The sequence below is a fragment of the Pseudarthrobacter sulfonivorans genome, from assembly GCF_014712225.1.
In the GTDB taxonomy this organism is placed as follows: Bacteria; Actinomycetota; Actinomycetes; order Actinomycetales; family Micrococcaceae; genus Arthrobacter; species Arthrobacter sulfonivorans.
Window position 1 is genome coordinate 80556 of record NZ_JACXBW010000016.1, and the last position, 24783, is coordinate 105338.

Genomic DNA, 24783 nt, shown 5'->3' on the forward strand with positions numbered 1-24783 from the left:
ATGTCTCTGACAACCAACCCCCGCCCAACCGAGGCCCCGGCCCGGACACGGACCACCGATCAGGGCCGCCCCAAGCAGTCCTTGCGGGACAAATACGGCGACCGCGCCTTCAACATCGGCGCCACCGCCGTGCTGCTGCTGTCCATCCTGGCCGTGGTGTATCCGCTCTACTTCATCGTGATCGCGTCCATCAGCGACCCGAACGCCGTCTACGAAGGCAAGGTCTGGCTCTTCCCCTCCGGTGTCACCACTGAAGGCTACGAGCGGATCTTCGCCGACAGCCGGATATGGAACGGCCTGGGCAACACCGTCATCTACACCGTCCTGGGAACGGCCATCAGCGTCAGCACCATCCTGTGCGGCGCCTATGCCCTGTCCCGCAAGGACATGCCCGGCCGGAAGATCCTCATGCTCCTGTTCGTGATCACCATGTTTTTCGACGGCGGACTCATCACCAAGTACCTGGTGGTCCGCGATCTGGGCATGCTGGACACCGTCTGGGCCGTGGTCCTGCCCGGCGCGGTGGGCGTATGGAACCTGATCATCGCCAGGTCCTTCTTTGAACACACCATCCCGAACGAACTGCGCGAAGCTGCCCAGATGGACGGGGCCACCGACTTCACGTTCTTCTTCAAAATGGTGCTGCCGCTGTCCAAGCCACTGATCATGCTGATGATCATGGTCCACGTCGTAGCCCAGTGGAACTCTTTCTTCGACGCCCTGATCTTCCTCAATGACGACTCCAAGTACCCGCTGCAGCTCGTCCTGCGCAACATTCTCATCCAGTCAGACGTCTCCTCCACCGGAACCACCGGCGGGGACATCGCATCCTATGCGGCAGCGCAACGGATAGCGGAGCTCACCAAGTACGCCATGATCGTCGTCTCGAGCCTGCCACTCATGATTGCCCTGCCCTTCATGCAGAAGCACTTCACCAAGGGCGCCATGATCGGCGCCGTCAAGTAGACCCCCTCCCCCGTTACCCACCGCCTGGGGCATCCGCCCCCGGACGGCAGCACTCCCATCTCAGAATAGGAATGACCATGGCATTCAGCCGCAAATTTACCGCCCTCGGCGCCGTCCTGGCCGGTACATTGATGTTCACCGCCTGCTCCGGCGGCGGCTCAGGCACCGAGATCAAAGACGCCTCGGCAGACTTCGGCTTCCAGGAAACAGGCTTCCCGATCGTCAGCAAGCAACTCGACCTGACGTTCTCCGGCACCAAGGCAGCACTGGCCCCGGACTACAACACCATGACCGTGGTGAAGGAATGGGAAAAGGCCACCAACGTCCACATCAACTGGGAGAACCTGCCCGATACGGTCTTCCAGGAAAAGAAGAACCTCATCCTGGCCAGCGGCGATTTGCCTGACGCGTTCTTCAACACGGGTCTGACCGACGCCGAGATCGCCACCTACTCCGCCAGCGGCACGCTCATCCCGCTCGAGGGGCTCATCGAGAAGAACGCACCGAACCTCGCCAAACTGCTCGCGGACCGGCCCGACGTCAAGGCCGCCATCACTTCCTCGGACGGGCACATCTATTCCCTGCCATCGATCGAAGAACTCGGCTTGGTCCAGTTCCCCGACGAGCTCGCCATCAACACGTCGTGGCTGAAAAAGCTGAATATCCCGATGCCGAAAACCATCGCTGAGTTCCACGACGCACTGCTGGCGTTCAAAACGCAGGATGCATCCGGCACCGGCAAGACCATTCCGCTGAGCTTCATGCCCGGCTCCTGGTGCGGGGACATCGTTGACCTGATCGCCGCCCTGGGCGGAGTGCCGGACAACATGGACCACCGCATCGTCCAGGACGACAAAGTCATCTTCACCCCCACCCAGGACGGCTACAAAAAAGCCATCCAGACCCTGCACGAGTGGTACCAGGAAGGCCTGATCGACCCCGAGTCCTTCTCCCAGGATGACAAGGCGTACCTGGCCAAGGGCAAGGCCGCCACGGAAAACCTGGGCTCCTTCGTCTGGTGGGAAGTCCCCGAAATGGTCGGCGCCGACCGCGCCGGCAACTACTCCCTGGTCCCTGTCCTCGAAGGCGTGAACGGCAAGCGGATCGCCAGCCAGTCCAACAACCAGGAAATCGCCCGCGGCGCCTTCGCCATCACCCGGACCAATAAATACCCGGCCGCGACCATGCGCTGGGCCGACAACCTTTACGACCCCATCCAGTCCGCCCAGGCCAACTGGGGGCCCATCGGTGAAACCCTGCAAAAGGACACCAGCGGCCTGCTGACCCAGATCCCCGCCCAGGCCGGGACCAGCGAAGGCGAACGCCGCCAGAAGGTTGCCCCGGGCGGCCCGAAGGCCAACACCGCCGAGAACTTCAAAACCGTCGTCGCTCCCGAACCACGCGCCGCCGACCGCCAAAAGACCGTCGACGAGTTCTACAAGCCCTTCGCCGGCAACGACGGCTACCCCCCGGTGGCCCTCTCCAACGAAGAACTGCAGCAGATCAGCACCATCCAGACCGACACCACGTCCCTCGTGAAGCAGAACATGGCCAAGTGGATCGTCTCCGGCGGCATCGACCAGGAATGGGACGGCTACGTCTCCCAGCTCAAGAACGTCGGCGTCGACAAAATGATCGAGGTCTACCAGCAGGCCTACGACCGCTACAAGAAAAACTCCTAGCTCCAGAACCGGGTGGGCCGGCGCAACCGGCCCACCCATCTTCAGGGAACCCTGCTCAGGGGGCTCCCCACGCTTGCACAGAAACGAGACCTCACCTTCATGACTGCCGCGACCGCCACCACGGCCGACACCTTCCGGCCGGCCCTGCACTACGCCGCCCGGAACACCTGGCTCAATGACCCCAACGGCCTGATTTTTCACGACGGCGTCTACCACCTCTACTACCAGAACAACCCGCTGGATAACGTCTGGGGCAACATGTCCTGGGGACACGCCACCTCCCCGGACCTGACCACCTGGACCGAACACGCCGTCGCCATCTCCTGTGACGAGGAAGAAGACATCTTCTCCGGCAGCATCGTCTTCGACCGGGACAACACCAGCGGATTCGGGACCGACGCCGCTCCACCCTTGGTCGCCGTCTACACCAGCGCCTTCAAACCCGGCTCCGCCCATGAGGGCCTCCAGGCCCAGTCCCTCGCCTTCAGCCGCGACGGCGGCTACACCTGGACCAAACACACCGCCAACCCCGTCCTGAACCGCGGATCCGCTGAGTTCCGCGACCCGAAGGTCATAAGGTACGACGGCGGCGCCGGCAGTTACTGGGTCATGGTCGCCGTGGAAGCGACGGACTTCCAAGTGGTGCTCTACAAATCCCACGACCTCAAGAGCTGGGAGCTACTGAGTACCTTCGGCCCGGCCAACGCCACCGGTGGCGTGTGGGAATGCCCGGATCTCTTCCCCCTCCCCGTCGACGGCGATCCGGAGAACCTTCAGTGGGTCCTCACCGTGAATCTCAACCCCGGTGGTCCGAACAGCGGCTCCGCCGGGCAGTACTTCGTCGGAGACTTCGACGGGACCACGTTCACCTCGGCCACCACCGTTACCGAAGGACTTCAGGACCCGGACCGGTTGGGTGAGTACCAGTGGCTGGACTGGGGCCGGGACTACTACGCCGCCGTGTCCTTCAGCGACGTCCCGCATGGGCGGCGGCTCATGATCGGGTGGATGAACAACTGGCAATACGGCAACGACATCCCCACCTCTCCATGGCGCAGCCCCATGTCGTTGGTCCGGGAAGTCACCCTCGCGACAGTGGACGGGAACCCCAGACTTCTCCAGCACGCGGCCGAGGAAATGGCTTCCCTGCCGGCCAAGACCGGGTTCGAGTCCCGCGCGCGTGAACTTCCGGAAGGCCAGCACCTCATCGAGGGCGCACAGGGCCGGGTCCAGCGCATCGACGCAACGTTCACGCCGGGCACTGCCGAGGAATTCGGCCTGATCCTCCGCGGCAACGGAACCAAGGGCACCCGCATCGGCATACGGCCCGGCGAAGGTCGGCTCATCCTCGACCGCCGAGAGTCCGGCCTGACGGATTTCCATGACTCCTTCGCCTCAGCGGAGTCCGCACCGATCCTGCCCGTCGATGGCATGTACCAGCTCACCGTTTATGTGGACAGCTGCTCCGTTGAGGTCTTCGCCCAGAACGGGCGCCTCACGCTGACTGACCTCATCTTCCCGGACGAGTCCAGCACCGAGCTCTCCCTTTACGCGAACGGCGGGCCGGCCACCCTGGACAGCCTCAGCGTGGCCACCTACGGCTGAGCTGCACATGATTCTTCCTCCTCCCTACTCCGATGAAAGGGCCTCCATGCTCAAGACCCGCGCCCGCAGCGATGCCGCGGTCACCCCTGATGTCATCGTCATCGGCGAAGCGTTGGTCGACGTCGTTGCCTCAGTCGACGGCACGATCGAGCATCCGGGAGGATCGCCGATGAACGTCGCGTACGGGCTGGGACGGCTCGGCGTGAGAACTGCGCTCCTGACGTCGATCGGTGAGGACGAACGTGGCGCCTCGATTGAAGCGCACCTGGGCAGCGCCGGCGTCGAGCTGCTCCAGGGTTCCAAGAGCACGGCCCGTACCGGATCCGCCACCGCCGTCCTCGGGTCCGATGGCTCCGCCACGTACGATTTCGACATCCGCTGGGAACTCAACCCCATCGCTCCCGCGTATCTTCCCAAGGTGCTCCACACAGGCTCGATCGCAACTTTCCTGGCACCCGGCGCCACCGCGGTCAAGACGCTTCTCCATCAGTCCCACGGCGCCTGCATGGTCACCTACGATCCCAACATCCGGCCTGCTCTCCTGGGCAGCCAGGCCGAGGCCCGTTCAATCTTTGAGGACCTGGTGCCCCTGACCGATGTGGTCAAGCTCAGTGACGAGGACGCCCGGTGGCTCTACCCGGGACTTGGCCTAAAGGACGCCGCGGGCCGGATCCTCGAACTCGGCGCAGGGCTGGCCGTGGTTACCAGCGGTTCCGGGGGATCCCTGCTGGCAACGCGGGAGACTCAGGTGCACATCCCGGCCATTACATCGGTGGTGGCTGACACCATCGGCGCCGGGGACGCCTACATGGCGGCGCTCATTTACGGGTTGCTGGCCCGCGGGACGGACGGCCTGGCACCTGCCGTGCTGGAGACCCTGGGGCACACTGCATCAAAGGCCGCCGCCATCACCGTCCGCAGGCAGGGCGCCAACCCGCCCACCGCAGACGAACTCCAAAGCTTCCAGGGGTTCGCCGCGCCGACGGTTCTTGCCAGATAACCTCAGCAGCTTTAGGAGGCCCGGGTGAAAGTCCCCAGCCCGGTTCTGTCGTAGAAGTCAAGGGTCACGCTCGGCGAGGAGCCGCCGTTTGCTTCTGCAAACAGCGCACCGGCCAGGCCGTTGCCGTTCTCCCCGATGGATTCGAAGCTGAAGGTGTCGCCGTCAAAGTGGGTGAGCGGGAAGGTGGTGGGACTGCCAGACGGCCCCATTCTCATGGCCAGCTTTCCGCTCTCTTCGAGGACCACAAGCTGGCCATAGTAGGGGTTGTCATAGGTGCCGGTGTAGGCATTGTTTGCTCTGGCGGGAGCTGGGCTGGACGGAGCCTTGGTGTAGTCGACCTCAGGATTCTCGGACTCATCAATTTGTTTGAAGGCGCCACCGGTGAAGGCCAGCCAATCGACCGTGGGAGATCCGTGCTGGGCTCTATCCAGGAAGCCGGCGCAGATTGCTTCAGGAATTCCCTGCGGGCGTCCGTTGGTCAGTGCCACAATGGCCAGTTGTTCACCGGGAAGCATCGAGACGGCGGTCGCCGCGCCAAGATTGAATGCTCCGGAGTGGCCCAGCTGGACGCGGGCCTGGTCGTCGTAGGAAACGTTCCAGCCCAGCCCATAGAAACGGGACCGGGCAGCCGGGGCCGATGCCGGCCCGGAGACTGCGTGGGGAACGTGGGTAGTTTGCAGGGCTGCCGGATCAATAACGGGCTGGCCCTCGTAACTGCCGTTTCCGAGCTGCAGCCGAAGCCATTGCGCCAGGTCCCGCACCGATGAACTCGCGCCGCCGGCCGGAGCCTCGGAATCGGCGTTGCGCCGGTATTTTGCCGCCCACTCCTTGTTCCCGAGCGGCACATGAAGGGTGGCTTTATTTGCGGCTCTCTCGTAGTCCGTGTGACGGTAACTGCTGTCGGCCATGCCCAGCTTCCGGAAGAGGACCTCGTCGGCCAGATCCTCCCAGGTCATTTTCATCGCATCGGCTGCTGCCTGGCCGCCTTCCGTGTAGCCGAAGTTGCTGTAGTTGTAGCTGGACCGGAACGTATCAAGGGGCTCCTGGTTGAGGTGGCCGAGGATGTAAGCCCGATCGAATCCGAGGTCCTCCAGCAGATCACCTGAACCTGTTTTCAGCCCACTGCGGTGGGACAGCAGATCAGCAAAACTCGCATTCCGCGTGACGTAATCATCCTTGAGCGCGAAGTTCTTATTGTGTTCGACGACGGTGTCGGTCCAGTTGATGATCTGCCGCCCCACCAGCCCTGCCACCACGGTGGACGCCAGGGGCTTGGACACAGAAGCAACCTGGAACACCGTATCGGGACCGATCTCCTCGGGCTTTCCGACCTCCCGGACCCCAAAGCCCTTGGAGTACACCACCTCGTCCCGATACACCACGGCTACGGCCATCCCCGGCAGCCCGGTGCTCTCCATCGCGTCCCGGACCATCCCGTCGAGCTGGCCCAGGGCATTGTCGACTTTCGGCCGGTCCAGCAGCGGTTCGACCTGCCCGGGCGGGGCCGGGAGCAGTGCTGCCGGCGTCGACGATGCGGCAACTTGTGCGGATCCGCCGGTGCAAGAAGACAGAAGGGGTATGGCGGCGACACCGGCCGCACCAATCCCGGCCGCTTTCAGCAGCGTACGTCGGTTCGGGAAAACAGAAGCAGCGCTGTCGTCCATGTACTCCCCCTTGAGCCGTCAAGCGGGTGGTCCGGTCCGTACCGGGCGTCGCAGTCCTTCCATACTGGACCGCGCGCTGCAAGCAGGCAAGGGCTGAATCCCAACTGGGCATCAGTGTCTACCAGACACCTCGGTCGCCCTGCTACTGCGTCAGGTCCTTGCCCTTGGTTTCCGGAAGTTTCCAGGCCACCACGGTGGAGATAATCAACAGTGCAATCACGTAGATGGTGAAGGCCGAGGGCCCGAAGGCGGCGTTGGACCAGCTTTGCAGGTATGGTGCTGTCCCGCCGAAGATGGCCACGGCTACCGCATACGGGACGGCCACACCCACGGTGCGGATCCGGGTGGGGAACAGTTCCGCGAAGACTGCCGGGGTGACGGCGAGTGTGGCTCCCATCAGCACCAGGATGAGGGTCGCCGGGAGGAACAGGGACCAGAAGCTCTGGCCCACGGTGTTGACGAGCAGCGGGAACAGCAGGACGGGCGCACCGGTGCCGATCATCATGCTGGCGCGGCGGCCGAAGCGGTCTGAGAACCTGCCCCAGAAGGGCAGCGAGATGATCAGAACCACGTTGCTCAGGACGCTGGCAAGCAGGGCCGTTACCAAGACCAAACTCCGGGTATAGGCATACCTGGACGGCATGGAGATTCCGAGCCAGCCCCAAAGCCCATGCCATTGACGTGAACTTTGGGCCGAAAGTTCCGATTCTTGAGACTTGATATTGCGCGGGACACTCGCTTCAGGCACACTGGCTACAGATCCGCAGGAACAAATGCTTCCGCCGATCCAGCTCGCCGGACAATTCGGCCGGCCACCGCCCCATCAGAGATGCCGGGCAACCCCTCTGGAACCATTTCCTTCCGCCTCCCCGGGTCCGCCCGGCGCTGGAGGCCTGCGCCCACCCAGAGTCCCGGGATCCCGCCGAGAAAGAGACCACCATGATCAAGCGCCAATCTGACCTTGTCCTGGCAATCACAGCCCACGACCCTGACACGGTCGAAAACGACCTCAACACCGCCGTGGAAATGGCCCGCGAACACGCCATGAAGGAGAGCCGCCACGGCATCCTGGTCACCCAGCACAGCTACACCAGTTACACGGTCGCCGTCAGCCGGGATGTCCCGTACGGGCAGACATACGAACGGCGCGAACAGCCCGCGTAGCAGTAAACGCAAGCAGACGACGGCGGATCCTCCCACCGTCGTCTGCTTGCGTTTGGCGCACCGGAGCGGGTGCGCGGGGCCGGGGGGTGGCGACGCCTCTAGGCTGCCTGCACTGGCAGCCTTCTACAAAATGCCCTCCTTCAGTTCCGCAGCCGTCCGAAGGAGATGGCCGGCCAGGCGTTCCCCATCGCCGGATCCAAAGCGCGCAATGGGCATGGCAATGCTGAACGCCGCATGCTCGCCGTCGATGACGCCCAGGGACACGGCGAGGGCCGCCACACCGTCCTCGCTCTCCTCGAAGTTCATGCCCACTCCCCTGCGTCTGGTGTCATCGAGATCCCGATGGAGCTTTTCGAAGTCCACGCTGGAAGCCGGGCCGCCGGCCACGGACGGCACCGTCCGGTAGCGGTCTTCCACATCTTCCCTCGAGAGGTCCGCCAGCATTGCCTTACCCGCCGACGTGACGTGGGCCGGAAGGACGACGCCGACGCGCAGCCCGAACCGCAGCGCGTGGGTCGTGGCGTCGATGCCGTCATGATGATGAATTGTCGTACCGACGAGCGTCGCCAAGTGAACTGTTTCCCCCACCCGCTCGAACAGGCGCTCCAGATAGGGCCTGGCGCGAACCCGCAGCGGGGGAAGTGCCACCATCATTCCTGGCCTGAGGAGTTCCCTGCCGGGCCGGTAGCGCCGCTGTTCCCCCTGCTCGGCAAAGCCATCCCCGGTCAGCGTGGCCAGAAGGCGCTGGGCGGTGGACGGGTCGACATCGAGTGCCTTTGACGCCTCCGTAACGCTGAGCGACCCCTCTTGAACCATCAGCTTCAGGAGGACCAAGGCGCGGTGGACTGACTCGACCCGGGAACTGTTGTTATTGCGCATCACGCAATAACCATAGTTGGGTGTTGCGTAACACACAAGGTCGTGTCTAAACTCACATCCATTAGTTAGCGCGAGAGCGCGACCGCCAGGCAGTTCCCGGCCCCCTTTCCGGCAGTGACTGCCCTCCCCCGCATCGTCACACGTTCATCCGACATAGGAGTCATGATGAGTCAGCCCGCCTCGATTCAACCCGCCAAGCGCCCGCTCCGGCCGGCCACCCCAGCCCCTGCCGAGGCAAAGCGCGCCGTCCTCAGCGGCACGTTCGGATCGGCTTTGGAATGGTTCGACTTCGCCGTCTACGGAGCCATGGCGGCCACCGTATTCCCGGTTGTGTTCTTCAATGACCTCAGCCCCGCGATGGGTCTCCTGGCCTCGTTCGCCACCTTCGGTGTGGGCTTCTTCGCCCGGCCACTCGGCGGGATCCTCTTCGGCCACCTGGGCGACCGGGTTGGACGCCGCAAGATCCTCCTCACCACCTTTATCCTCATGGGCGTTGCCTCGATGGTGATCGGCCTGCTGCCGGCATACTCGGCCGTCGGTTTCATCGCGCCCGTGGCCCTCGTGCTCATGCGCTTCATTCAGGGGGTGGCGCTTGGCGGCGAGGCTACCGGCGCCCAGCTGATGACCATGGAGCATGCCCCCGCAGACCGGCGTGCGTTCTACGGCGCCCTTATGGCAATGGGCTCGCCGATCAGCCAGGTCATGGCCAACCTCCTGCTCGCCGTGCTCTCCGGCGTGCTGAGCAAGGAGGATTTCCTCTCATGGGGCTGGCGCCTGCCGTTCCTGCTGAGCATCCTCCTGGTGGCGGTGGGCATCTACATCCGGCTCAAGGTCGAAGAGACGCCCGTATTCAAGAAGGGCCTGGAGGAAATCGGGGCCGAGTCCACCAATCCCGCGATGGTGATCCGCACCCACGGTGTGACAATTCTGCGGCTCATGCTCGCTTACGCCCCGATCATCGTCACGTTCTACATCGTCAGCGTCTTCGGCATCAGCTACCTCACCACCCATGGGTATGCCCAGAGCGAGACCTTCACCATCATCATGATTTCGAACTTCCTCTCCGTCATCGCCATCTGGTGGGGCGGCCGGCTTGCCGACGTCTACGGCCGGCGCAAGATCCTCATGATCGGGTCCTTCTTCACCCTGATAGCAGCCGTCATCTTCTTCCAGGTGGTGGACCTGCACAGCTTCCCCCTGACCCTCGCGGTCGTCGCTTTCGCCCTGGTATCCGCGCAGTTCGGTAACGCCGGCCAGGGCGCCCTCTTCGCCGAGGCCTTCCCCACCCACATGCGCTACACGGGATCGGCTTTGGCCCTCACCGGCGGCAACCTGGTGTTCGCGGCCCCCGCACCGTTCCTGGCCTCCTGGCTGATGAGCATCAGCGGGGGCAGCACCCTGTCCATCACCATCACCTGGGTGGTCATCATCGCCGCGGCCCTGGTGAACATGCTGCTCATGGGTGACGGTTCCACGCTCGAGGGGAACAAGCAGCGCTTCGGACGCTACGAACCGGCTCCCCGGACGGCAGAAGAACTGGACGCCAGCCCAGCTGTCCGCGCCGGCTCGGCAGTGAACTGATCCATGATCGTTGAACAACGCACCTACGTCCTGCACACCGGGGCCAGCCTGACAGACTACCTGGCGGCGTATGAAGAGATCGGACTGCCCGCACAGAAACCGATCCTTGGGGGCTTCCTTGGCTACTTCGTCACCGAGTTCGGCCGCCAGAACGAGCTGAACCACCTCTGGGCCTACGCAGACCTCGAGGACCGCCGGGCTCGCCGGGCCGAGCTGGCCAAGAACCGGCAGTGGCAGGAATGCCTGGCCATCATCCGTCCCATGATCATGACGATGGAAAACAAAATCATGTACCCCACATCGTTTTCACCCATCCGGACGTTGCCCGTTTCCATCGCAGATACCAACACTGCATTCAGCGAAGAATTGAGAAACTGACCATGGGAATCGCCCTTACCGAGGCTCCCGGCCTCGCCGTCCCCGCACAAAAGACCCTCACCCAGACAGCGATCGTCACCGGCGGCGCCGGCGGCATCGGCAGGGCCATCAGCCACAGGCTGGCCGCGGAAGGCTACGCCGTCGTCGTCGCCGATGTGAACCCGGAAGCTACCGACCTGACCGTGGCAGGCCTCCCCGAAGTCAACGGCGCAGCCCACAGGGGTTTCGCCGGGGATCTGACCACCAGCGAAGCCAACCGCGAACTGGCAGCCCTCGCCGCCCGGGTGGCGCCCATCGGCGTCCTGGTCAACGCCGTCGGCATCTCCCCCAAGCGCAACGGCACCAAGGTCCCCTTCTTCGAGCTCAGCGACGAAGACTGGAACAACATCATGGCCGTCAACGCCAGAGCCCCGTTCTTCCTCATCCGCGAGGCCTACCGTTACATGCCCACAGATGGCAGCGCGAGCATCGTGAACCTGCTCTCCATCACCTCGAAGCTGGGGACCGGCGGTCCGGCAGACGCCTCATTCGGGCCCTTCCTGCCGAGTTCCGTGGCGTACGGGGCGTCGAAGGCTGCCCTGCAGAATCTGACCGCAAGCCTGGCTCACGAGCTGGCCGACCGGAAAATCCGGGTCAACGGCGTCGCCCCCGGTTTTGTGCAGACCCCCATGATGTCCAGCGTCCCCGTCGACGAAAAGCTCCTGAACCAGGTCCCGATGAAGCGCTTTGCCCGGCCCGAAGAGATCGCCGACGCCGTCGCTTTCCTCGTCAGCAGCCGCTCAAGCTACATCACCGGCATCAGCCTCGACGTCAACGGCGGCTGGCTTACCTGCTGACTCCTGATCCGACGTGCCCGCCCGAAGTCTTCGGATCACGCGCAACACCCCGATCGACACCTGGAAACACCTGAAAGCGAGCAACACATGTCCATGCCCGAATACTCCTTTGACCTGGTCGTGATCGGCTCCGGCATCGCCGGGCAGGCGGCCGCCGCATCAGCGGCCGAAGCCGGACTCAGCGTGGTCCTGCTGGAAAAGACCGACGGCCTCGGAGGTTCGACCTCGATGAGCGGAGGGTTCTTCGCCTTCTCCGGAACCGACGAGCAGGCTGCGGAGGGCATCCGCGATTCAGCCGAACTCTTCCTGAGCGACATGGTCACAGCCGGCGGCGGGGCGAGCGACCGCGCCTTGCTCCAGACCTACATGGACCATCAGGCGGAAACATACACGTGGCTCAAGGACCAGGGCGTGGTTTTCCGGGCCCTGGAAATCAGTTCAGGACAGTCCGCGCCGCGCAGCCACAATTCGCTCATTACCGAGGTCCTGGCCACCCTCCACCGGAACTTCACCTCCCACGGCGGCGAAACCCGGCTGAACCACCGCGCCACCCGACTGGTCCGCGAGGACGGAAAGGTGACCGCCGTCGTCGTCCAATCCCCCGACGGTGAGGCACTGTTCCGTTCCCGCGGCGGGATTGTGCTGGCCACCGGCGGATTCAGCCGGAGCGCTGATCTGCTCCAGACGTTTTCCCCGGAAGCCCTCGCAGCGATCCCGTACGGCGGAAAAGGCAACACCGGTGACGGCCTGAAAATGGCGTGGAAGCTCGGCGCCGGCATGGCTGACATGTCCTATGTCACCGCCACGTACGGTTCGCACCCGGAGACCGGCGAGGAGTTCCATGAGCTGCTCACCGCCTATTACATGGGTGCGATTGTGGTGAACACGGCCGGCAAACGTTTCATGGACGAGTCCCAGTCCTACAAGGTCCTGGGCCGTGAGGTCCTGAAAGAAGCCGAGGGCCTCGGCTTCCAGATCTTCGACGCAAGGATCCGCGCGAAATCCCACCCAGGGATTCCGCTCAACGACATCGACATGCTCGAAAACATCGGCCACGTGCACAAGGCAGACAGTCTGGAAGGACTCGCCGAACTCGCCGGCATCGACGCCGCCGGGCTGCAGGAAACGGTGGCACGCTACAACGCCTCCGTTGCCGGGGACCAGGCTGACGAAACCGGCCGCACCAACCTGTGCAACGGCGTCGGGGAGCTGCTGCCCCTCGACCAGGCACCGTTCTATGCCTATCCGGCCAAAGCACTGATGACCACCACCTACTGCGGGGTCACCATCAACACTGACGCCCAGGTAGTGGACATCGACGGCGAGGTGATTGACGGCCTCTACGCCATCGGCGAGGTCACCGGCGGATTCCACGGCGCGGCCTATATGACGGGCACGTCGCTGGGCAAGGGTGCGGTGTTCGGCCGCATCGTCGCCCGGCACGCTGCAGCCCGCCTGCCCCTCGTCCGGGCCTGACCCCCTATCCGCTACACAGGAGAATTTGCTATGTCACAGTCAGGAAACCCCGACGAGACCCGTCAGGTGGATGTGGTTGTTGTCGGCTCGGGCATCAGCGGGTCGGCTGCAGCCATGACGGCCGCCCGCCAGGGCGCGCGGGTCGTGTTGCTGGAGAAGCAAGAGTCGTTTGGCGGCTCGGCCGCCCTCTCCGCCGGCATGTTCTGGACCGCGCCAACGGCGGAGGCTTATAACGCTCGGATCCCGCTGGGAAACGCCGCACTTGGTGCCCGGCTCGTAGGCGACTATGAGGAGGCGCTGGCGGAGCTGCGGGCATCAGGGGCACGAGTGGCCGCCGAGCCCAAAATGAACATCATGACGTTCGGCATCGGGTACTCCACGGACATCCACGCGATCCTGGAGTGGTGCCGGCAGGAAGTTCGCCGTGCCGGCGGCGAAACGCTCACCGGGGTTACGGTCACCGAACTGACGCACGACGGCGGCTCCGTCACCGGAGTAACGGCGCGCGACGCCGCCGGCCGTGCTGTCCGCTATGCAGCGCCCGCCGTCGTACTTACCACCGGCGGCTTCCAGGGTGCCCGCGACGAACTCACCCGGCACATTGGGCCGAACGCCGACCGCCTGCTGCTGCGCTCCAACCCCGGCAGTGTCGGGGACGGGCTGCGGCTGGCACGCGCGGCAGGTTCCGGCGGGACCACGGCGATGAGCACGTTCTATGGCCACCTGCTGCCCTTCCCGGTCAGCCGGTTCGAGACGGAGGACTACCTGCCGTACTCCCAGTACTACTCCGGGTCCACCGTGATGGTGAACCTCCGCGGGGAGCGCTTTGCCGACGAAACCAAGGGCGATGAGCTGCTCAACCAGGACGTGACATTCCAGCCGGAAGCGCGCGGCATCCTGATTTTTGACCACCACGTCCGCACCACCGAGGTCATTCAGGAGCCGTTTCCCGGCCTCGGCACCATCGATCGCTTGGCCACCGCCCTTGAAGCAGGCGGAACCTATGCGGAGGCGGAGACACTGGACGAGCTGGTGCGGAAGGTCGCGGCCTGGGGTGTCGACCAGGACAAACTCAGTGCCACGCTTGAGCAGTACACCGCCGCTGCTGACCAAGGCGGAGGCACCGCACTCGGCGTTCCGGTATCGCCCACGGCCCGGCCTCCGCGAACCGGTCCCTTCCACGCCCTGATGGTCCAGCCCTCCATCACCTTCACCTTCGGCGGAGTGCGCACCAACAGCAACGGCGAGGCACTGGACCATGACGGCCGGCCCATCCCCGGCCTCTACGCGGCCGGCGCCGATATCGGCGGCCTCTCGAACTACGGCTACGCCGGCGGCCTGGCACCCGGTTACATCACGGGCCGCTGGGCGGGCCGCGCCGCAGCTCAACGCGCAACCACCGGCACCCGTCGGAGCCCCGAACCAATCCGGGCCCCGGAACTGATTTATGCAGGCGGACCGGCCACAGAGAAGGAAGCATCGTGACCAGCACTACAGCAGACGTCCTGATCATTGGAGGCGGCGGATCGGGAATGTGCGCCGCCATCTCGGCAGCAACCAGTGGCGCCAGCACGCTTGTCCTGGAGAAATGCCCCAAGGTGGGCGGCAGCACGGCGATGTCCGTGGGCTCCTTCACCGCGGCCAATACGTCCTACCAGTACCGGGCCGGCGTGAACGACAGCATCGACCTTTTCGTGGCGGACATGAAGGTGGCCAACGGCGAATTCGAGGAACGGGAGAACAAGCCGCTGCGCCGGATCCTGGCCGAGAACGCGGGGTCGACCGTGGAATGGCTGTCCAGCATCGGTGTGCAGTTCCTCGGCCCCACGCCGGAGCCGCCGTACGAGAAGCCCCGCATGCACAATGTGCTGCCCAACTCGTCCGCCTACGCATCGGCCCTGCTGAGGGAATGCCGGAAGCGCGGCGTCGAGATCCGCACTTCGATGCACGTGGAGAAGCTGCTGCGCAACGCCGCTGGCGAGATCATCGGGGCACGGGCGAACGGCACCGACTTCTTCGGCCGCCGCGGAGTTATCCTGGCCACCGGCGATTACTCCGCGTCCACGGAGCTGAAGGCCAGGTTCGTTGGGGAAGCTGCCGCCAGGATTCCGCCGGTCAACCCCAACAACACCGGCGACGGCTTCACAATGGGAACCGGCGTTGGCGGCGTGATGCTGCAAATGGACCGGCTGTATGAGGGACTGCGCTTCGCGCCCTCCACACGGCCGGATCCCATCAAGCTGCTGCCGTCGCACCCGCTGCTGTCCAAGGCCATGCGGCTCATCGTGGAGCGGCTGCCCAGGAACCTGTTGGCAGTGGTCATCCGCGGTGCCCTGACCAGCTGGGTGGGCCCAAACAACACGATGTACAAGGCGGGTGCCATCCTGGTGGGACATGACGGGAAGCGGATTGCCAACGAGGACTCGGACAAGCTGATGGCCCGCGCCGCGGCCGCCGACGAGAAAAACACTGCCTTCATGATCTTCGATGAGCGGGTGGCAAAGAAGTTCTCTGCGTGGCCGAACCCTGTTTCCACGTTCCCTGGCGTGGCCTACGCCTATGTGGAGGACTATAAGCGGTACCGCCCGGACGTCTACCACCGGGCCGACACCATCGAGGAGCTCGCCCGGAGTACCGGGCTGGATGCCGCCGTCCTGCGGTCAACCGTCGATGACTGGAACGCGGACGTCGCCGCCGGAGCCGACAGCCGGTTCGACCGGCAGCACCTCGGTGCCGGGGTCAACGAAGGCCCGTTCTACGCCTTGGGCCCGATGAATGCCTTCATTACCCTTGCAGACGGTGGCCTGGCCGTCGACACCGAACTGCGGGTGACGACAGAAGACGGCGAAGCCATCCCCGGGCTGTGGGCCGCAGGATCCACCGGCCAGGGCGGCCTGCAGCTGCTCAACCACGGCCTGCACATCGGCTGGGCGATGGTCTCCGGGCGGCTGGCCGGCCGCCACGCGGCCCAGGCCCGGACCCGGTCCGACCTCAAACCTGCCGAACACATGACGGTGGCCTGACGCGGGGGGCGCCGGAAGGAGCAACGCGGCTGTCCCGCGCCAGGGCCGCCAGCCTGGCAGTGGTCCGGCCTGAGGGAAGCTCGCGTTATCCCGGCCAGTCGCCACCCGCGCTGGACGAAGTTCGCGGAGGCGGGGCTGCTGGTCCCGGAGGCGGCAATGGACGAAGGCGTCACTCACGTACACCGTGGCTGGCCGCATTCCCGCCCTGCAGAGCCCCGCGTTCCTTGTTCCTGCTCTTCAATCCGGCCCTTCCCTTGCCCGAACATAGTTCAGGTCCCCGGCCGGTAAATTGGAGGCGATGATTCACATTGCGAAAGACGACCCCGCACGCGCGGATGTCCACAAACTACTGAGCGAGCACCTGGAAGACATGTTCGCCACGTCGCCCGCCGAGAGTGTTCACGCGCTGGACCATTCTGCGATGTCCGCACCGCCGATCACGTTGTGGACGGCCCGCGAGGAAGGCGTGCTCCTTGGCTGCGGCGCGCTCAAGCTCCTCGATTTCCCGGACAGCCCGGGGAAGCATGGCGAGATCAAGTCCATGCGCACCGCAGCTGGTGCGCGGGGTCGAGGGGTGGCGACGCTTGTGCTCGGTCACATCCTGGACGTAGCCCGGACGCGAAACTTCGAGCGCATCTATCTTGAGACCGGAACCGAGGACTATTTCGCTCCCGCCCGGCGCCTGTATGTCCGCCACGGATTCAGCGTGTGCCTTCCCTTTGCCGACTACGCCCTGGATCCCAACAGCGTGTTTATGGAACTCCGCCTCTAGATTGCGACTCTCCTGAGAAGTGCTTAGAGGCCAGGGCACGAGCACGCGGCGCTGCTGACACGATTACTCGTCGTTCCCGCAAAGGTCCATCGTGTAGCAGACGGCCGTACCTTCCAGGACAACCGTCCCATCTTCACGGACAACCCAAGTCCGAAGCTTGGTGATCGGCTTGTCCTCGCGTGCTTCCAAGACTTCAACATGTCCGGTAATGATGTCGCCCGGACGGACAGGCGCCTTGAAGTCCCAATTAACGTTCAGGAAAACGGTACCCGGACCAGGTAGTTCCTCCGCCACGACGGCGTTCAGGATCGCGCTGGTGACCCCGCCCTGAACCACGATTTCCCCAAACCGGGATGCCTTCGCCGCCTGAGGATCATAGTGCAGGGGATTACGGTCTCCGCTGATGTCGGTGAACAACCTGATGTCGCTGTCCGCGACCCTGCGGGACAGTTGGGCGGTTTGCCCCACGACGGGACGGGTGCGGGCCTGAATCGGGGTCATGACTGACCTTTCCTGTACGAGTTGGTCTTGCCTTGTACGAGTTGGTCTTGCCGACCCTGTTGCAGCCCCAGCAGGGCCGAAGCAAGATCGTCCTCTTGAACTTCACCCTCGCTTTGAACCAGTTCTCTTTGGGAGCGAGGTGTCCCAACAGAATTGCGCTGGCACGCCCGGAGGTCAATCCGTACTGAGTTCCGTAGAGAAATCCGTGATGACCACGGATGCACCCTACCTGTGATGCATCCCACACTGAGGTGGCATCCAAATCTCGAACCTGGAGATAGTGGATCCGCCCGGCTGGCGCGGAGCCGGTGGCCGCACAAACCTCCACTGACTGGACACTTCAGCTTCATGTCCAGCAGGCCGCCTGCGGCTAGCAGCGCCAGCAGTTTCCGCGCCCACCGCATTTCCCAACAGAAAGAAGACACCATCATGAAGCTCCAAGTTGCTATCGACCTGCTGACCACCGAAGCCGCCCTCGAACTCGCCGGCCAGGTAGCCGAATTCGTTGACATCATCGAGCTCGGTACCCCGCTGATCAAGGCCGAAGGCCTCTCCGTCATCACCGCGATCAAGAACGCCCACCCGGACAAGGTTGTTTTCGCTGACCTGAAGACCATGGACGCCGGCGAACTCGAAGCCGACATCGCTTTCAAGGCCGGCGCTGACCTGGTGACCGTGCTCGGTGCCGCTGACGACTCCACCATCGCCGGCGCCGTCAAGGCTGCCAAGGCCCACAACAAGGGCGTTGTCGTTGACCTCATCGGCATCGCAGACAAGGTGACCCGCGCCAAGGAAGTACGCGCCCTGGGTGCGAAGTTCGTTGAGATGCACGCCGGCCTGGACGAGCAGGCAAAGCCCGGCTTCGACCTGAACGGTCTGCTCCGCGCCGGCGCCGAAGCCCGCGTTCCGTTCTCCGTGGCAGGCGGCGTAAAGCTCGCCACCATCGCAGACGTCCAGAAGGCCGGCGCCGATTTCGCCGTCGCCGGCGGCGCCATCTACGGTGCAGCCGACCCGGCACTGGCAGCCAAGCAGCTCCGCGCCGCCATCAACTAAGCCGCCATCAACTAACCATCCGGTTCATGGTGGCGCTTGTTTAGGACTAGTCGTTTTTAGTACCAGTCGCCGCCCGGACCCCGTCAGCGCTTCATAACCGCCTTCGTTGAACCTCGCGCCCTTCCTCAAGCCATTGGAGTTCTCCTGCCATGTCCAGCACGTCTGTTATTGACAACCCGCCCCTCGTTTCCACGGCGCCCATTGCCCCACCAGCCCCGCTCAGCGGCCCGCTGGCAGGGGCACCCGGCATAGTCGGAATCCCCATGGCTGTCGCGGGAGCCTTCGGTCTGGGCCTGGTCAACACCGGGTTTGTACCCGCCAGCGCAGCCGCCGCCGCGTTACCCACGGTCATCGCCGCCTCCGCAGTCGGTCTGCTGCTGACAACAGTCTGGGCCTGTGCTCTCGGCCAGAATGCATCAGCGGGCATCTTTGTACTTTTCTTCGGTTTCTTTGCCACGTACGCCGCACTATCACTTGGACTCATCAATGGTTGGTATGGCATTCCCTCTGATCAGGTCGTCAACGCACAGGCGCTATGGCTGACCTGTTGGCTGGTTATATTCGTGATGCTCACGCTGGTGACATTACGTCTCCCCTGGAGTTCCACCCTCATGCTCGTGTTCGTGGACATCGCCCTAGTCCTGCTTCTCATGGGCACCCTCCAGAACAACACGGCCATGACCAACCTTGGAGGCTGGTTTACCTTCGCCTTTGTCGCAGTGGCCGTTTATCTCTACGTCGACGTCATGTGGAGCCAGACCGGTGGACGTGGGCTGCCCCAGGGACGGCCGCTGGTCCGCTAAGCAGTTCAGGCTCAGTGACAACGAGCCTTAGCAGCGCAGCAGACCCCCGGCTTCGGGCGCCCCCTGGTGGCGGACCGGGGGTCTTCCTGCTGGGACGTCCGCCAGCGGCGCGAACCGGTTTTGACTTCCCCGCGCACCAGGCGGGCTGCGCCCCCCAGAATGCCGGCCGTAACCTGTCACAGCCGGCCATAAGCACTGACCCGTCGTTGCGCAGATTTGGCTGGTGGCTATCCGACGCCTGCGGCAATTCTCGCCGAGATATCGGGCGTTCGTTTCTCTGAAGCCATCCAGTGGGAATGATCCATTCCCACTGGATGGCTTTTGCACGCATGCAGCCCGCTCAGTACCGCTTCCCGTGGAGAAATCCGTGATGACCACGGATGCACCAGTGCTGTGACGCAATCCACACTGAGAGGGAATTGTTGTAGCGCTAATTGGGCGGGACCGTCCGCACCAATCCCTTGAAAGGAAAAATCATGACTACACAAATTGCCGACAATAGTCTCCTCCTCCAGGAGGCCCTCACTCATTTTCCAGCAGGTGTCGTAGCCCTGTCGGCGACGGTCGAGGGCGAGCGGCAAGTTCTCATCGCTTCGTCTTTTTCTGTCGGAATCTCCTATGAACCGCCGCTGGTTCTCTTCTCCGTTCAGAAGTCTTCATCCACTTGGCCGAGCATCAAGGATGCGCCTCTCATTGGCGTGTCGGTCATGGGCGAAGACCATAATCCGATCTGCCGTCAGCTCGCATCGCGCGATAAGTCAAAGCGCTTCAACGGAGTAGAGACCTTTTCCGGGGACCGGGACGACCTCTATATTTCCGGGTCTCCCCTGTGGCTTACTTGCTCCATTTACCAAGAGGTCGACGCCGGCGACCACATTCTCATTCTGCTGAAAATTGAAGATTTCAAGGCACACAGTTTGCATATGCCCCTAGTTCTTCACCGTTCTTCTTTGGGCCGCTGGGACAGCATTTAGCGCTCACAAACGAGACGAATGAGAGGCAGTACAACCATGATCAACACGCTTCCTCAAGTCGTGAATGTGATAAACGCCCACACCGTCCCAACTGGCCACGCCCGTGGCGTTCGGTCTGCTGATCACCAGTCAACGCGGGCCGGCGACTCGATGACGAGTGCCACGCAGCTGGACATCCTGCTGACGTGGAGGGGCCGGGTGGGTCTCTTCAAGAAGTCCGGGCACGGTGCAACGGCGAGTACCCCGTGGCAACTTCTCTCCGTGGCCCAGGCGGGCAGTGGTTCAGCTTTCGATGAGGGATTCCTGCAGTGCATCCAACTGCTCCATGGGGAGACCGGCCTCGCCGTTCGTGACATCCTCACGATTCAGCCTGGCCCGACCATCGAGGTGTCCCACGGCTCGCAAAGCACCTTGCACGTGGTCTACGTGGTCGAAACCAACCAACGGCGGTTGGCCCTCGGACCCGAGTACTCGGTGCACAGGTGGGTCAAGAAACCGAGGATCGGGCGATTCGATGGTGGCGCCGATTGGCTCGGACCTGTACTTGAAGCCGCCGCTTCCAGGCCGGTACACAATGCGGCCGGCAGCAGACCGGCATTGGCCGCCTAACGCAGCAGTACGCGGCGCGGGACAACGAAGACCCGCATCAACACCCGATGTGAAACCAGGCGCAACTCCCCGTCGAATGACTGAAGGATACGAATGGCACTCCAACAAGCAACCTTGCCCATGGTACGAGGACGTACCAGATCAATTCGCCTCATCCTGCTTTGTCAGGTCCTGACCTTAGCCGTGTGGTTCGCCTCGACTGCCGCGTTGCCGAGCATCGCGACCGTCGAATCCATTTCTGAGACACAAATGGCGCTGATGACCAGCGTGCTGCAGGTGGGGTTCGTTGTAGGCGCTCTGCTCAGTGCTTGCCTCAATGTGGCAGACAGATTTGACCCCAGGAACCTCTTTGCAGCGTCGTCGGCGGCTGCGGCAGTGACTACGGCAGCCCTGCTTGTGGTGTCGCCAGTAGGAACCGAAGCGCTCATTCTCAGGGCCCTTACCGGCGTAGCCCTGGCAGGAATCTACCCCGTGGGTATGCGTATGGTGGCCAGTTGGGCTACCAATGACCTGGGAAAACTCGTCGGCCTACTGGTCGGAGCACTGACCATAGGATCTGCGCTGCCCCATCTCTTCACCATCGGTGAAGCCTGGGACTGGAAACTCGTTTATGCAGTCTCATCAATTGCTGCACTGTCGGCAGCGGGCCTGGTCAAACTTGTGAAGCTCGGACCTGCCTTTAAGCGGGCGCAAGCGTTCGACCCAAACGTTGCGAAAGCTGCTTGGCTCCAACGCCCAGTCCGTCTGGCCAACCTGGGATATCTCGGCCACATGTGGGAGCTATATGCAATGTGGGCCTGGATCGGGCTGTTCTTCCGTGCTTCATTGGACGCCCGGGGAGTTGATCAACCGGGGCTTGCACCCGCAGCCACCTTCGTTGTCATTGCCGCCGGCGCCCTGGGGGCAATGATCGGGGGGCGTTTAGCCGATCGTTACGGCCGCACGGCTGTCACCATCTATTCCATGGCAATCAGTGGTGCATGCGCACTGACGGTGGGATGGCTCTTTGGCGGGCATCCTCTGCTCATACTCATCGTGGCCGTGATCTGGGGCATCTCGATCATTGCGGATTCTGCTCAATTCTCAGCGTGCGTCGTTGAACTCTCACCCCCCGAGTCAGTGGGCACAATGCTGACCATCCAAATCTGCATGGGCTTCGCATTGACCCTCGTCACAATCCAATCCATGGGCTTTGTTGTCAATCATTTGGGCTGGGGAATCGGATTCTCGATGCTCGCCCTGGGTCCGCTCTTTGGATGCGTGGCCATGTGGTTACTGAGACGAGACCCGGCATCGTCCCTCCTTGCAGGCGGGCGCAAATAGTCATTGTCACCGAGCCCGGTCGACTACACGAGCTACTTAACAGTGCCGAGGCTGCGCTCCAGCAGGCGGCGGTTCCCCACCGCCAGTCCGGAATCCTTGTCACCCGTCATCATCCTGGCCGGTACACCCTCACGCTCAGCAACAAAGTTCCTTTCGGGGAGACCCGCGAGCAGATCCTCTCGTAACCGTCAGTCGAAGGCCGCATTGACCATCGAAGAAAGAAGGCAACAGTGCTGCCAAGGACTTCCTCGCTGATCTGCGCGCCTAATCCAGATTCTTAGGAGAAACACCATGACCACCCAGGCACAGCAGCTCTCCGATGGCGGAGAAACCATCTGGCTTGATGGCCGTTCCCCCAGCCGTCTCAAAACGGGCACGCTGCGCAGCTTCATCGAGGCGAAGAACATGGTTGGCGTGACCACCACCCTTCCTATCTCCGACGCGGCCATCACCTCCGGCTCGGACTTCGGCGCCACCGGCGCCGCGCAGCAGGCACTCGAGCAGCACCTGCCCGCCCTGGTGGCGGACCGCATTGCCACCCGGATCTTCGCCAAGGACCACACTTTGTGGGGTCCCGACGCCGAGGCCGAGTCCGCTGTCCGTCTGGGCTGGGTCGAGGCGGCCTCCGTCTCGCAGGCCCTGGTGCCGGGCATCCTCGAGCTCCGCGATGCCTTGAAGGCCGACGGCGTGACCCGGATCGTGTTGTGCGGGATGGGCGGTTCCTCGCTGGCTCCCGAGGTCATCGCCGGCACCGCCGGCGTCGAGCTGACCGTGCTGGACAGCACCGACCCCGACCAGGTCGCCGCTGCCCTTGCCGACCGGCTGGCCGAGACTGCCATTGTGGTCTCGTCCAAGTCCGGTTCGACCCTGGAGACTGACTCGCAGCGCCGGATCTTCGAGCACGCCTTCACCGAGGCCGGCATCGACGCGAAGAGCCGGATCATCATCGTCACTGATCCTGGCTCTCCGCTCGACAAGGCTTCCCGCGAAGCCGGCTACCGTGCCGTCTTCAACGCGGACCCCAACGTGGGCGGCCGCTACTCCGCCCTGACCGCTTTCGGCCTGGTGCCGTCGGGCCTGGCCGGGGTCGATATCCAGGCCTTCCTGGACGAGGCTGAGGAAGCCGCCGAGATCCTGAACGACGACGCCCCGGAGAACATCGGGCTCGCCCTCGGAACGGCACTCGGCGGAACCAATCCGCTGCGGAACAAGATTGTCATCGCCGAGGATGGCTCGGGCATTGTGGGCTTCGCGGACTGGGCCGAGCAGCTCATCGCGGAGTCCACCGGCAAGCTCGGCACCGGTGTTCTGCCCGTCGTGGCCGGCCCGTCGTCCCCGGAGGTCACCTCCGGTGCCGACGACGTCCTGGTGGTGCGGCTGGTAGCCGCGGATGCCGACGTCGAACTTGGCGAAAACGAAGTTGCCATCGCCGGTGGCCTGGCCACGCAGATGATGGTGTGGGAATTCGCCACGGCTGTCGCAGGCCGCCTGCTGGGCATCAACCCGTTTGACCAGCCGGATGTGGAGGCTGCCAAGGTTGCCGCCCGCGGCCTGCTGGACGCACAGCCCGAGCCGACGCCGGCGGCGTTTGTTGACGGGGCGATCGAGGTCCGCGGCGGTGACTGGCTCGGCGCCGCCTCAACGGCGGAGGAAGCAGTGGATGCACTGCTGCGAACCCTCGCCGGGGACAGCTACCTCAGCGTCCAGGCGTACTTCGACCGGCTCGCCTTCGTCCAGCTGGAAGGCATCCGGGATCAGCTGGCTGCAGTCAGCGGCCGTCCGGTCACCTTCGGCTGGGGCCCGCGCTTCCTGCACTCGACCGGGCAGTTCCACAAGGGCGGCCCCGCCATCGGGGTCTTCCTCCAGGTCACCGCGGCCCCCGCGGAGGACCTTGCCATCCCGGACCGTCCCTTCACCTTTGGGGAACTGATTGCCGCCCAGGCCGCCGGCGACGCCCAGGTCCTGGCCGGCCACGGCAGGCCGGTCCTGCGCCTGCACCTCACCGACCGCGCCGCCGGCGTCGCACAGCTGCAGGGCATCATCGCAGCACTGGGCTCCCGGTCCGCATCCGTCACCGACAACTGAAGGTTCCACAGCAACCATGCCAGAAACTGAAAACGGCAGAACGTCCGGGCTGCGTACCGGACGGCCGGGGCGTAATCCGTTGCGGGATCCGCGGGACCGCCGCCTGAACCGGATCGCGGGTCCGTCCTCGTTGGTGCTCTTCGGGGTGACCGGGGACCTTGCCCGGAAGAAGCTCATGCCGGCGGTGTATGACCTGGCGAACCGGGGGTTGTTGCCGCCGAGTTTCGCGCTGGTCGGGTTCGGCCGGCGCGGCTGGAGCCATGCGGAGTTCGCCGCCCAGGTGGAGGAGTCCGTGCGGGCTTACGCGCGGACGCCCTTTGATGAGGCGGTCTGGAACCAGCTCGCGGAAGGCATCCGCTTTGTGAAGGGCGAGTTCGACGACGACGACGCGTTTGAGCGGCTCGGTGAA

22 protein-coding genes and 1 pseudogene are annotated in these 24783 nt (G+C 63.9%); 19 read left to right on the plus strand and 4 right to left on the minus strand.

The window, feature by feature from the left end:
* The 4 genes from IAQ70_RS18305 to IAQ70_RS18320 all read left to right on the plus strand — a co-directional run bounded on the left by IAQ70_RS18305 (position 1) and on the right by IAQ70_RS18320 (position 5253).
* Positions 1 to 966: a carbohydrate ABC transporter permease gene (locus tag IAQ70_RS18305; RefSeq protein ID WP_190990881.1), complete on the plus strand. Its 966-nt coding sequence runs from the start codon at positions 1 to 3 to the stop codon at positions 964 to 966.
* A 77-nt stretch (positions 967 to 1043) separates the two neighbouring features.
* Positions 1044 to 2648, plus strand: a complete 1605-nt coding sequence (locus IAQ70_RS18310; RefSeq protein WP_190990883.1) for an ABC transporter substrate-binding protein — start codon at positions 1044 to 1046, stop codon at positions 2646 to 2648.
* 99 nt (positions 2649 to 2747) lie between these two features.
* A complete protein-coding gene (locus IAQ70_RS18315) occupies positions 2748 to 4253 on the plus strand; it encodes a glycoside hydrolase family 32 protein (RefSeq protein WP_190990885.1) in 1506 nt (501 codons plus the stop codon).
* 46 nt (positions 4254 to 4299) lie between these two features.
* Positions 4300 to 5253, plus strand: a complete 954-nt coding sequence (locus IAQ70_RS18320) for a carbohydrate kinase family protein (protein ID WP_190990887.1) — start codon at positions 4300 to 4302, stop codon at positions 5251 to 5253.
* An 11-nt stretch (positions 5254 to 5264) separates the two neighbouring features.
* Here the strand turns inward: IAQ70_RS18320 and IAQ70_RS18325 are convergent, their stop codons facing one another.
* The gene (locus IAQ70_RS18325) at positions 5265 to 6917 is read right to left on the minus strand and encodes a serine hydrolase (protein WP_190990889.1); all 1653 of its coding nucleotides are present in this window, start codon (positions 6915 to 6917) and stop codon (positions 5265 to 5267) included.
* Positions 6918 to 7059: 142 nt separating this feature from the next.
* Positions 7060 to 7560 (minus strand): MFS transporter, encoded by a 501-nt coding sequence (locus IAQ70_RS18330; RefSeq protein WP_190990891.1) that lies wholly within the window; start codon positions 7558 to 7560, stop codon positions 7060 to 7062.
* A 296-nt stretch (positions 7561 to 7856) separates the two neighbouring features.
* Here IAQ70_RS18330 and IAQ70_RS18335 point away from each other — a divergent pair, with 296 nt between their 5' ends.
* Positions 7857 to 8081, plus strand: a complete 225-nt coding sequence (locus tag IAQ70_RS18335) for a hypothetical protein (protein WP_190990893.1) — start codon at positions 7857 to 7859, stop codon at positions 8079 to 8081.
* A gap of 123 nt (positions 8082 to 8204) precedes the next feature.
* Here IAQ70_RS18335 and IAQ70_RS18340 read toward each other — a convergent pair whose 3' ends face one another.
* Positions 8205 to 8960: an IclR family transcriptional regulator gene (locus IAQ70_RS18340; RefSeq protein WP_190990926.1), complete on the minus strand. Its 756-nt coding sequence runs from the start codon at positions 8958 to 8960 to the stop codon at positions 8205 to 8207.
* A 162-nt stretch (positions 8961 to 9122) separates the two neighbouring features.
* Here IAQ70_RS18340 and IAQ70_RS18345 point away from each other — a divergent pair, with 162 nt between their 5' ends.
* From IAQ70_RS18345 to IAQ70_RS18375, 7 genes are all read left to right on the plus strand, one after another.
* Entirely contained in the window at positions 9123 to 10541 is a 1419-nt protein-coding gene (locus tag IAQ70_RS18345) for an MFS transporter (protein WP_190990895.1), read from the plus strand.
* 3 nt (positions 10542 to 10544) lie between these two features.
* On the plus strand, positions 10545 to 10919 hold the full coding sequence (locus tag IAQ70_RS18350; protein WP_190990897.1) for an NIPSNAP family protein: 375 nt from the start codon (positions 10545 to 10547) through the stop codon (positions 10917 to 10919).
* Positions 10920 to 10921: 2 nt separating this feature from the next.
* Positions 10922 to 11755, plus strand: a complete 834-nt coding sequence (locus tag IAQ70_RS18355; protein WP_190990899.1) for an SDR family NAD(P)-dependent oxidoreductase — start codon at positions 10922 to 10924, stop codon at positions 11753 to 11755.
* An 87-nt stretch (positions 11756 to 11842) separates the two neighbouring features.
* Complete coding sequence (locus IAQ70_RS18360; protein WP_223860308.1) at positions 11843 to 13231, plus strand: FAD-dependent oxidoreductase; 1389 nt, start codon at positions 11843 to 11845, stop codon at positions 13229 to 13231.
* 30 nt (positions 13232 to 13261) lie between these two features.
* Positions 13262 to 14716, plus strand: a complete 1455-nt coding sequence (locus IAQ70_RS18365; RefSeq protein ID WP_190990901.1) for an FAD-dependent oxidoreductase — start codon at positions 13262 to 13264, stop codon at positions 14714 to 14716.
* Positions 14713 to 16254, plus strand: coding sequence for an FAD-dependent oxidoreductase (locus IAQ70_RS18370; protein WP_190990903.1), 1542 nt, complete (start codon positions 14713 to 14715; stop codon positions 16252 to 16254). The genes IAQ70_RS18365 and IAQ70_RS18370 overlap by 4 nt, the downstream gene beginning before the upstream one ends.
* 298 nt (positions 16255 to 16552) lie before the next feature.
* Positions 16553 to 17026, plus strand: coding sequence for a GNAT family N-acetyltransferase (locus tag IAQ70_RS18375; protein WP_190990905.1), 474 nt, complete (start codon positions 16553 to 16555; stop codon positions 17024 to 17026).
* A gap of 63 nt (positions 17027 to 17089) precedes the next feature.
* Here IAQ70_RS18375 and IAQ70_RS18380 read toward each other — a convergent pair whose 3' ends face one another.
* On the minus strand, positions 17090 to 17527 hold the full coding sequence (locus IAQ70_RS18380) for a MaoC family dehydratase (protein WP_190990906.1): 438 nt from the start codon (positions 17525 to 17527) through the stop codon (positions 17090 to 17092).
* Between the two features lie 429 nt (positions 17528 to 17956).
* Between IAQ70_RS18380 and hxlA the strand changes: the two genes are divergently transcribed.
* From hxlA to IAQ70_RS18415, 7 genes and pseudogenes are all read left to right on the plus strand, one after another.
* Entirely contained in the window at positions 17957 to 18580 is a 624-nt protein-coding gene (gene hxlA, locus IAQ70_RS18385) for a 3-hexulose-6-phosphate synthase (RefSeq protein ID WP_190990908.1), read from the plus strand.
* 149 nt (positions 18581 to 18729) lie between these two features.
* Positions 18730 to 19383, plus strand: coding sequence for a GPR1/FUN34/YaaH family transporter (locus IAQ70_RS18390; RefSeq protein WP_190990910.1), 654 nt, complete (start codon positions 18730 to 18732; stop codon positions 19381 to 19383).
* A 476-nt stretch (positions 19384 to 19859) separates the two neighbouring features.
* Entirely contained in the window at positions 19860 to 20357 is a 498-nt protein-coding gene (locus IAQ70_RS18395) for a flavin reductase family protein (RefSeq protein WP_190990912.1), read from the plus strand.
* Positions 20358 to 20507: 150 nt separating this feature from the next.
* Entirely contained in the window at positions 20508 to 20966 is a 459-nt protein-coding gene (locus IAQ70_RS18400; RefSeq protein ID WP_190990914.1) for a hypothetical protein, read from the plus strand.
* Positions 20967 to 21059: 93 nt separating this feature from the next.
* On the plus strand, positions 21060 to 22289 hold the full coding sequence (locus tag IAQ70_RS18405) for an MFS transporter (RefSeq protein WP_223860310.1): 1230 nt from the start codon (positions 21060 to 21062) through the stop codon (positions 22287 to 22289).
* 405 nt (positions 22290 to 22694) lie between these two features.
* Positions 22695 to 24374, plus strand: coding sequence for a glucose-6-phosphate isomerase (locus IAQ70_RS18410; protein ID WP_407682604.1), 1680 nt, complete (start codon positions 22695 to 22697; stop codon positions 24372 to 24374).
* A 16-nt stretch (positions 24375 to 24390) separates the two neighbouring features.
* Positions 24391 to 24783 (plus strand): annotated as a pseudogene (locus IAQ70_RS18415) (glucose-6-phosphate dehydrogenase); the annotation flags it as partial.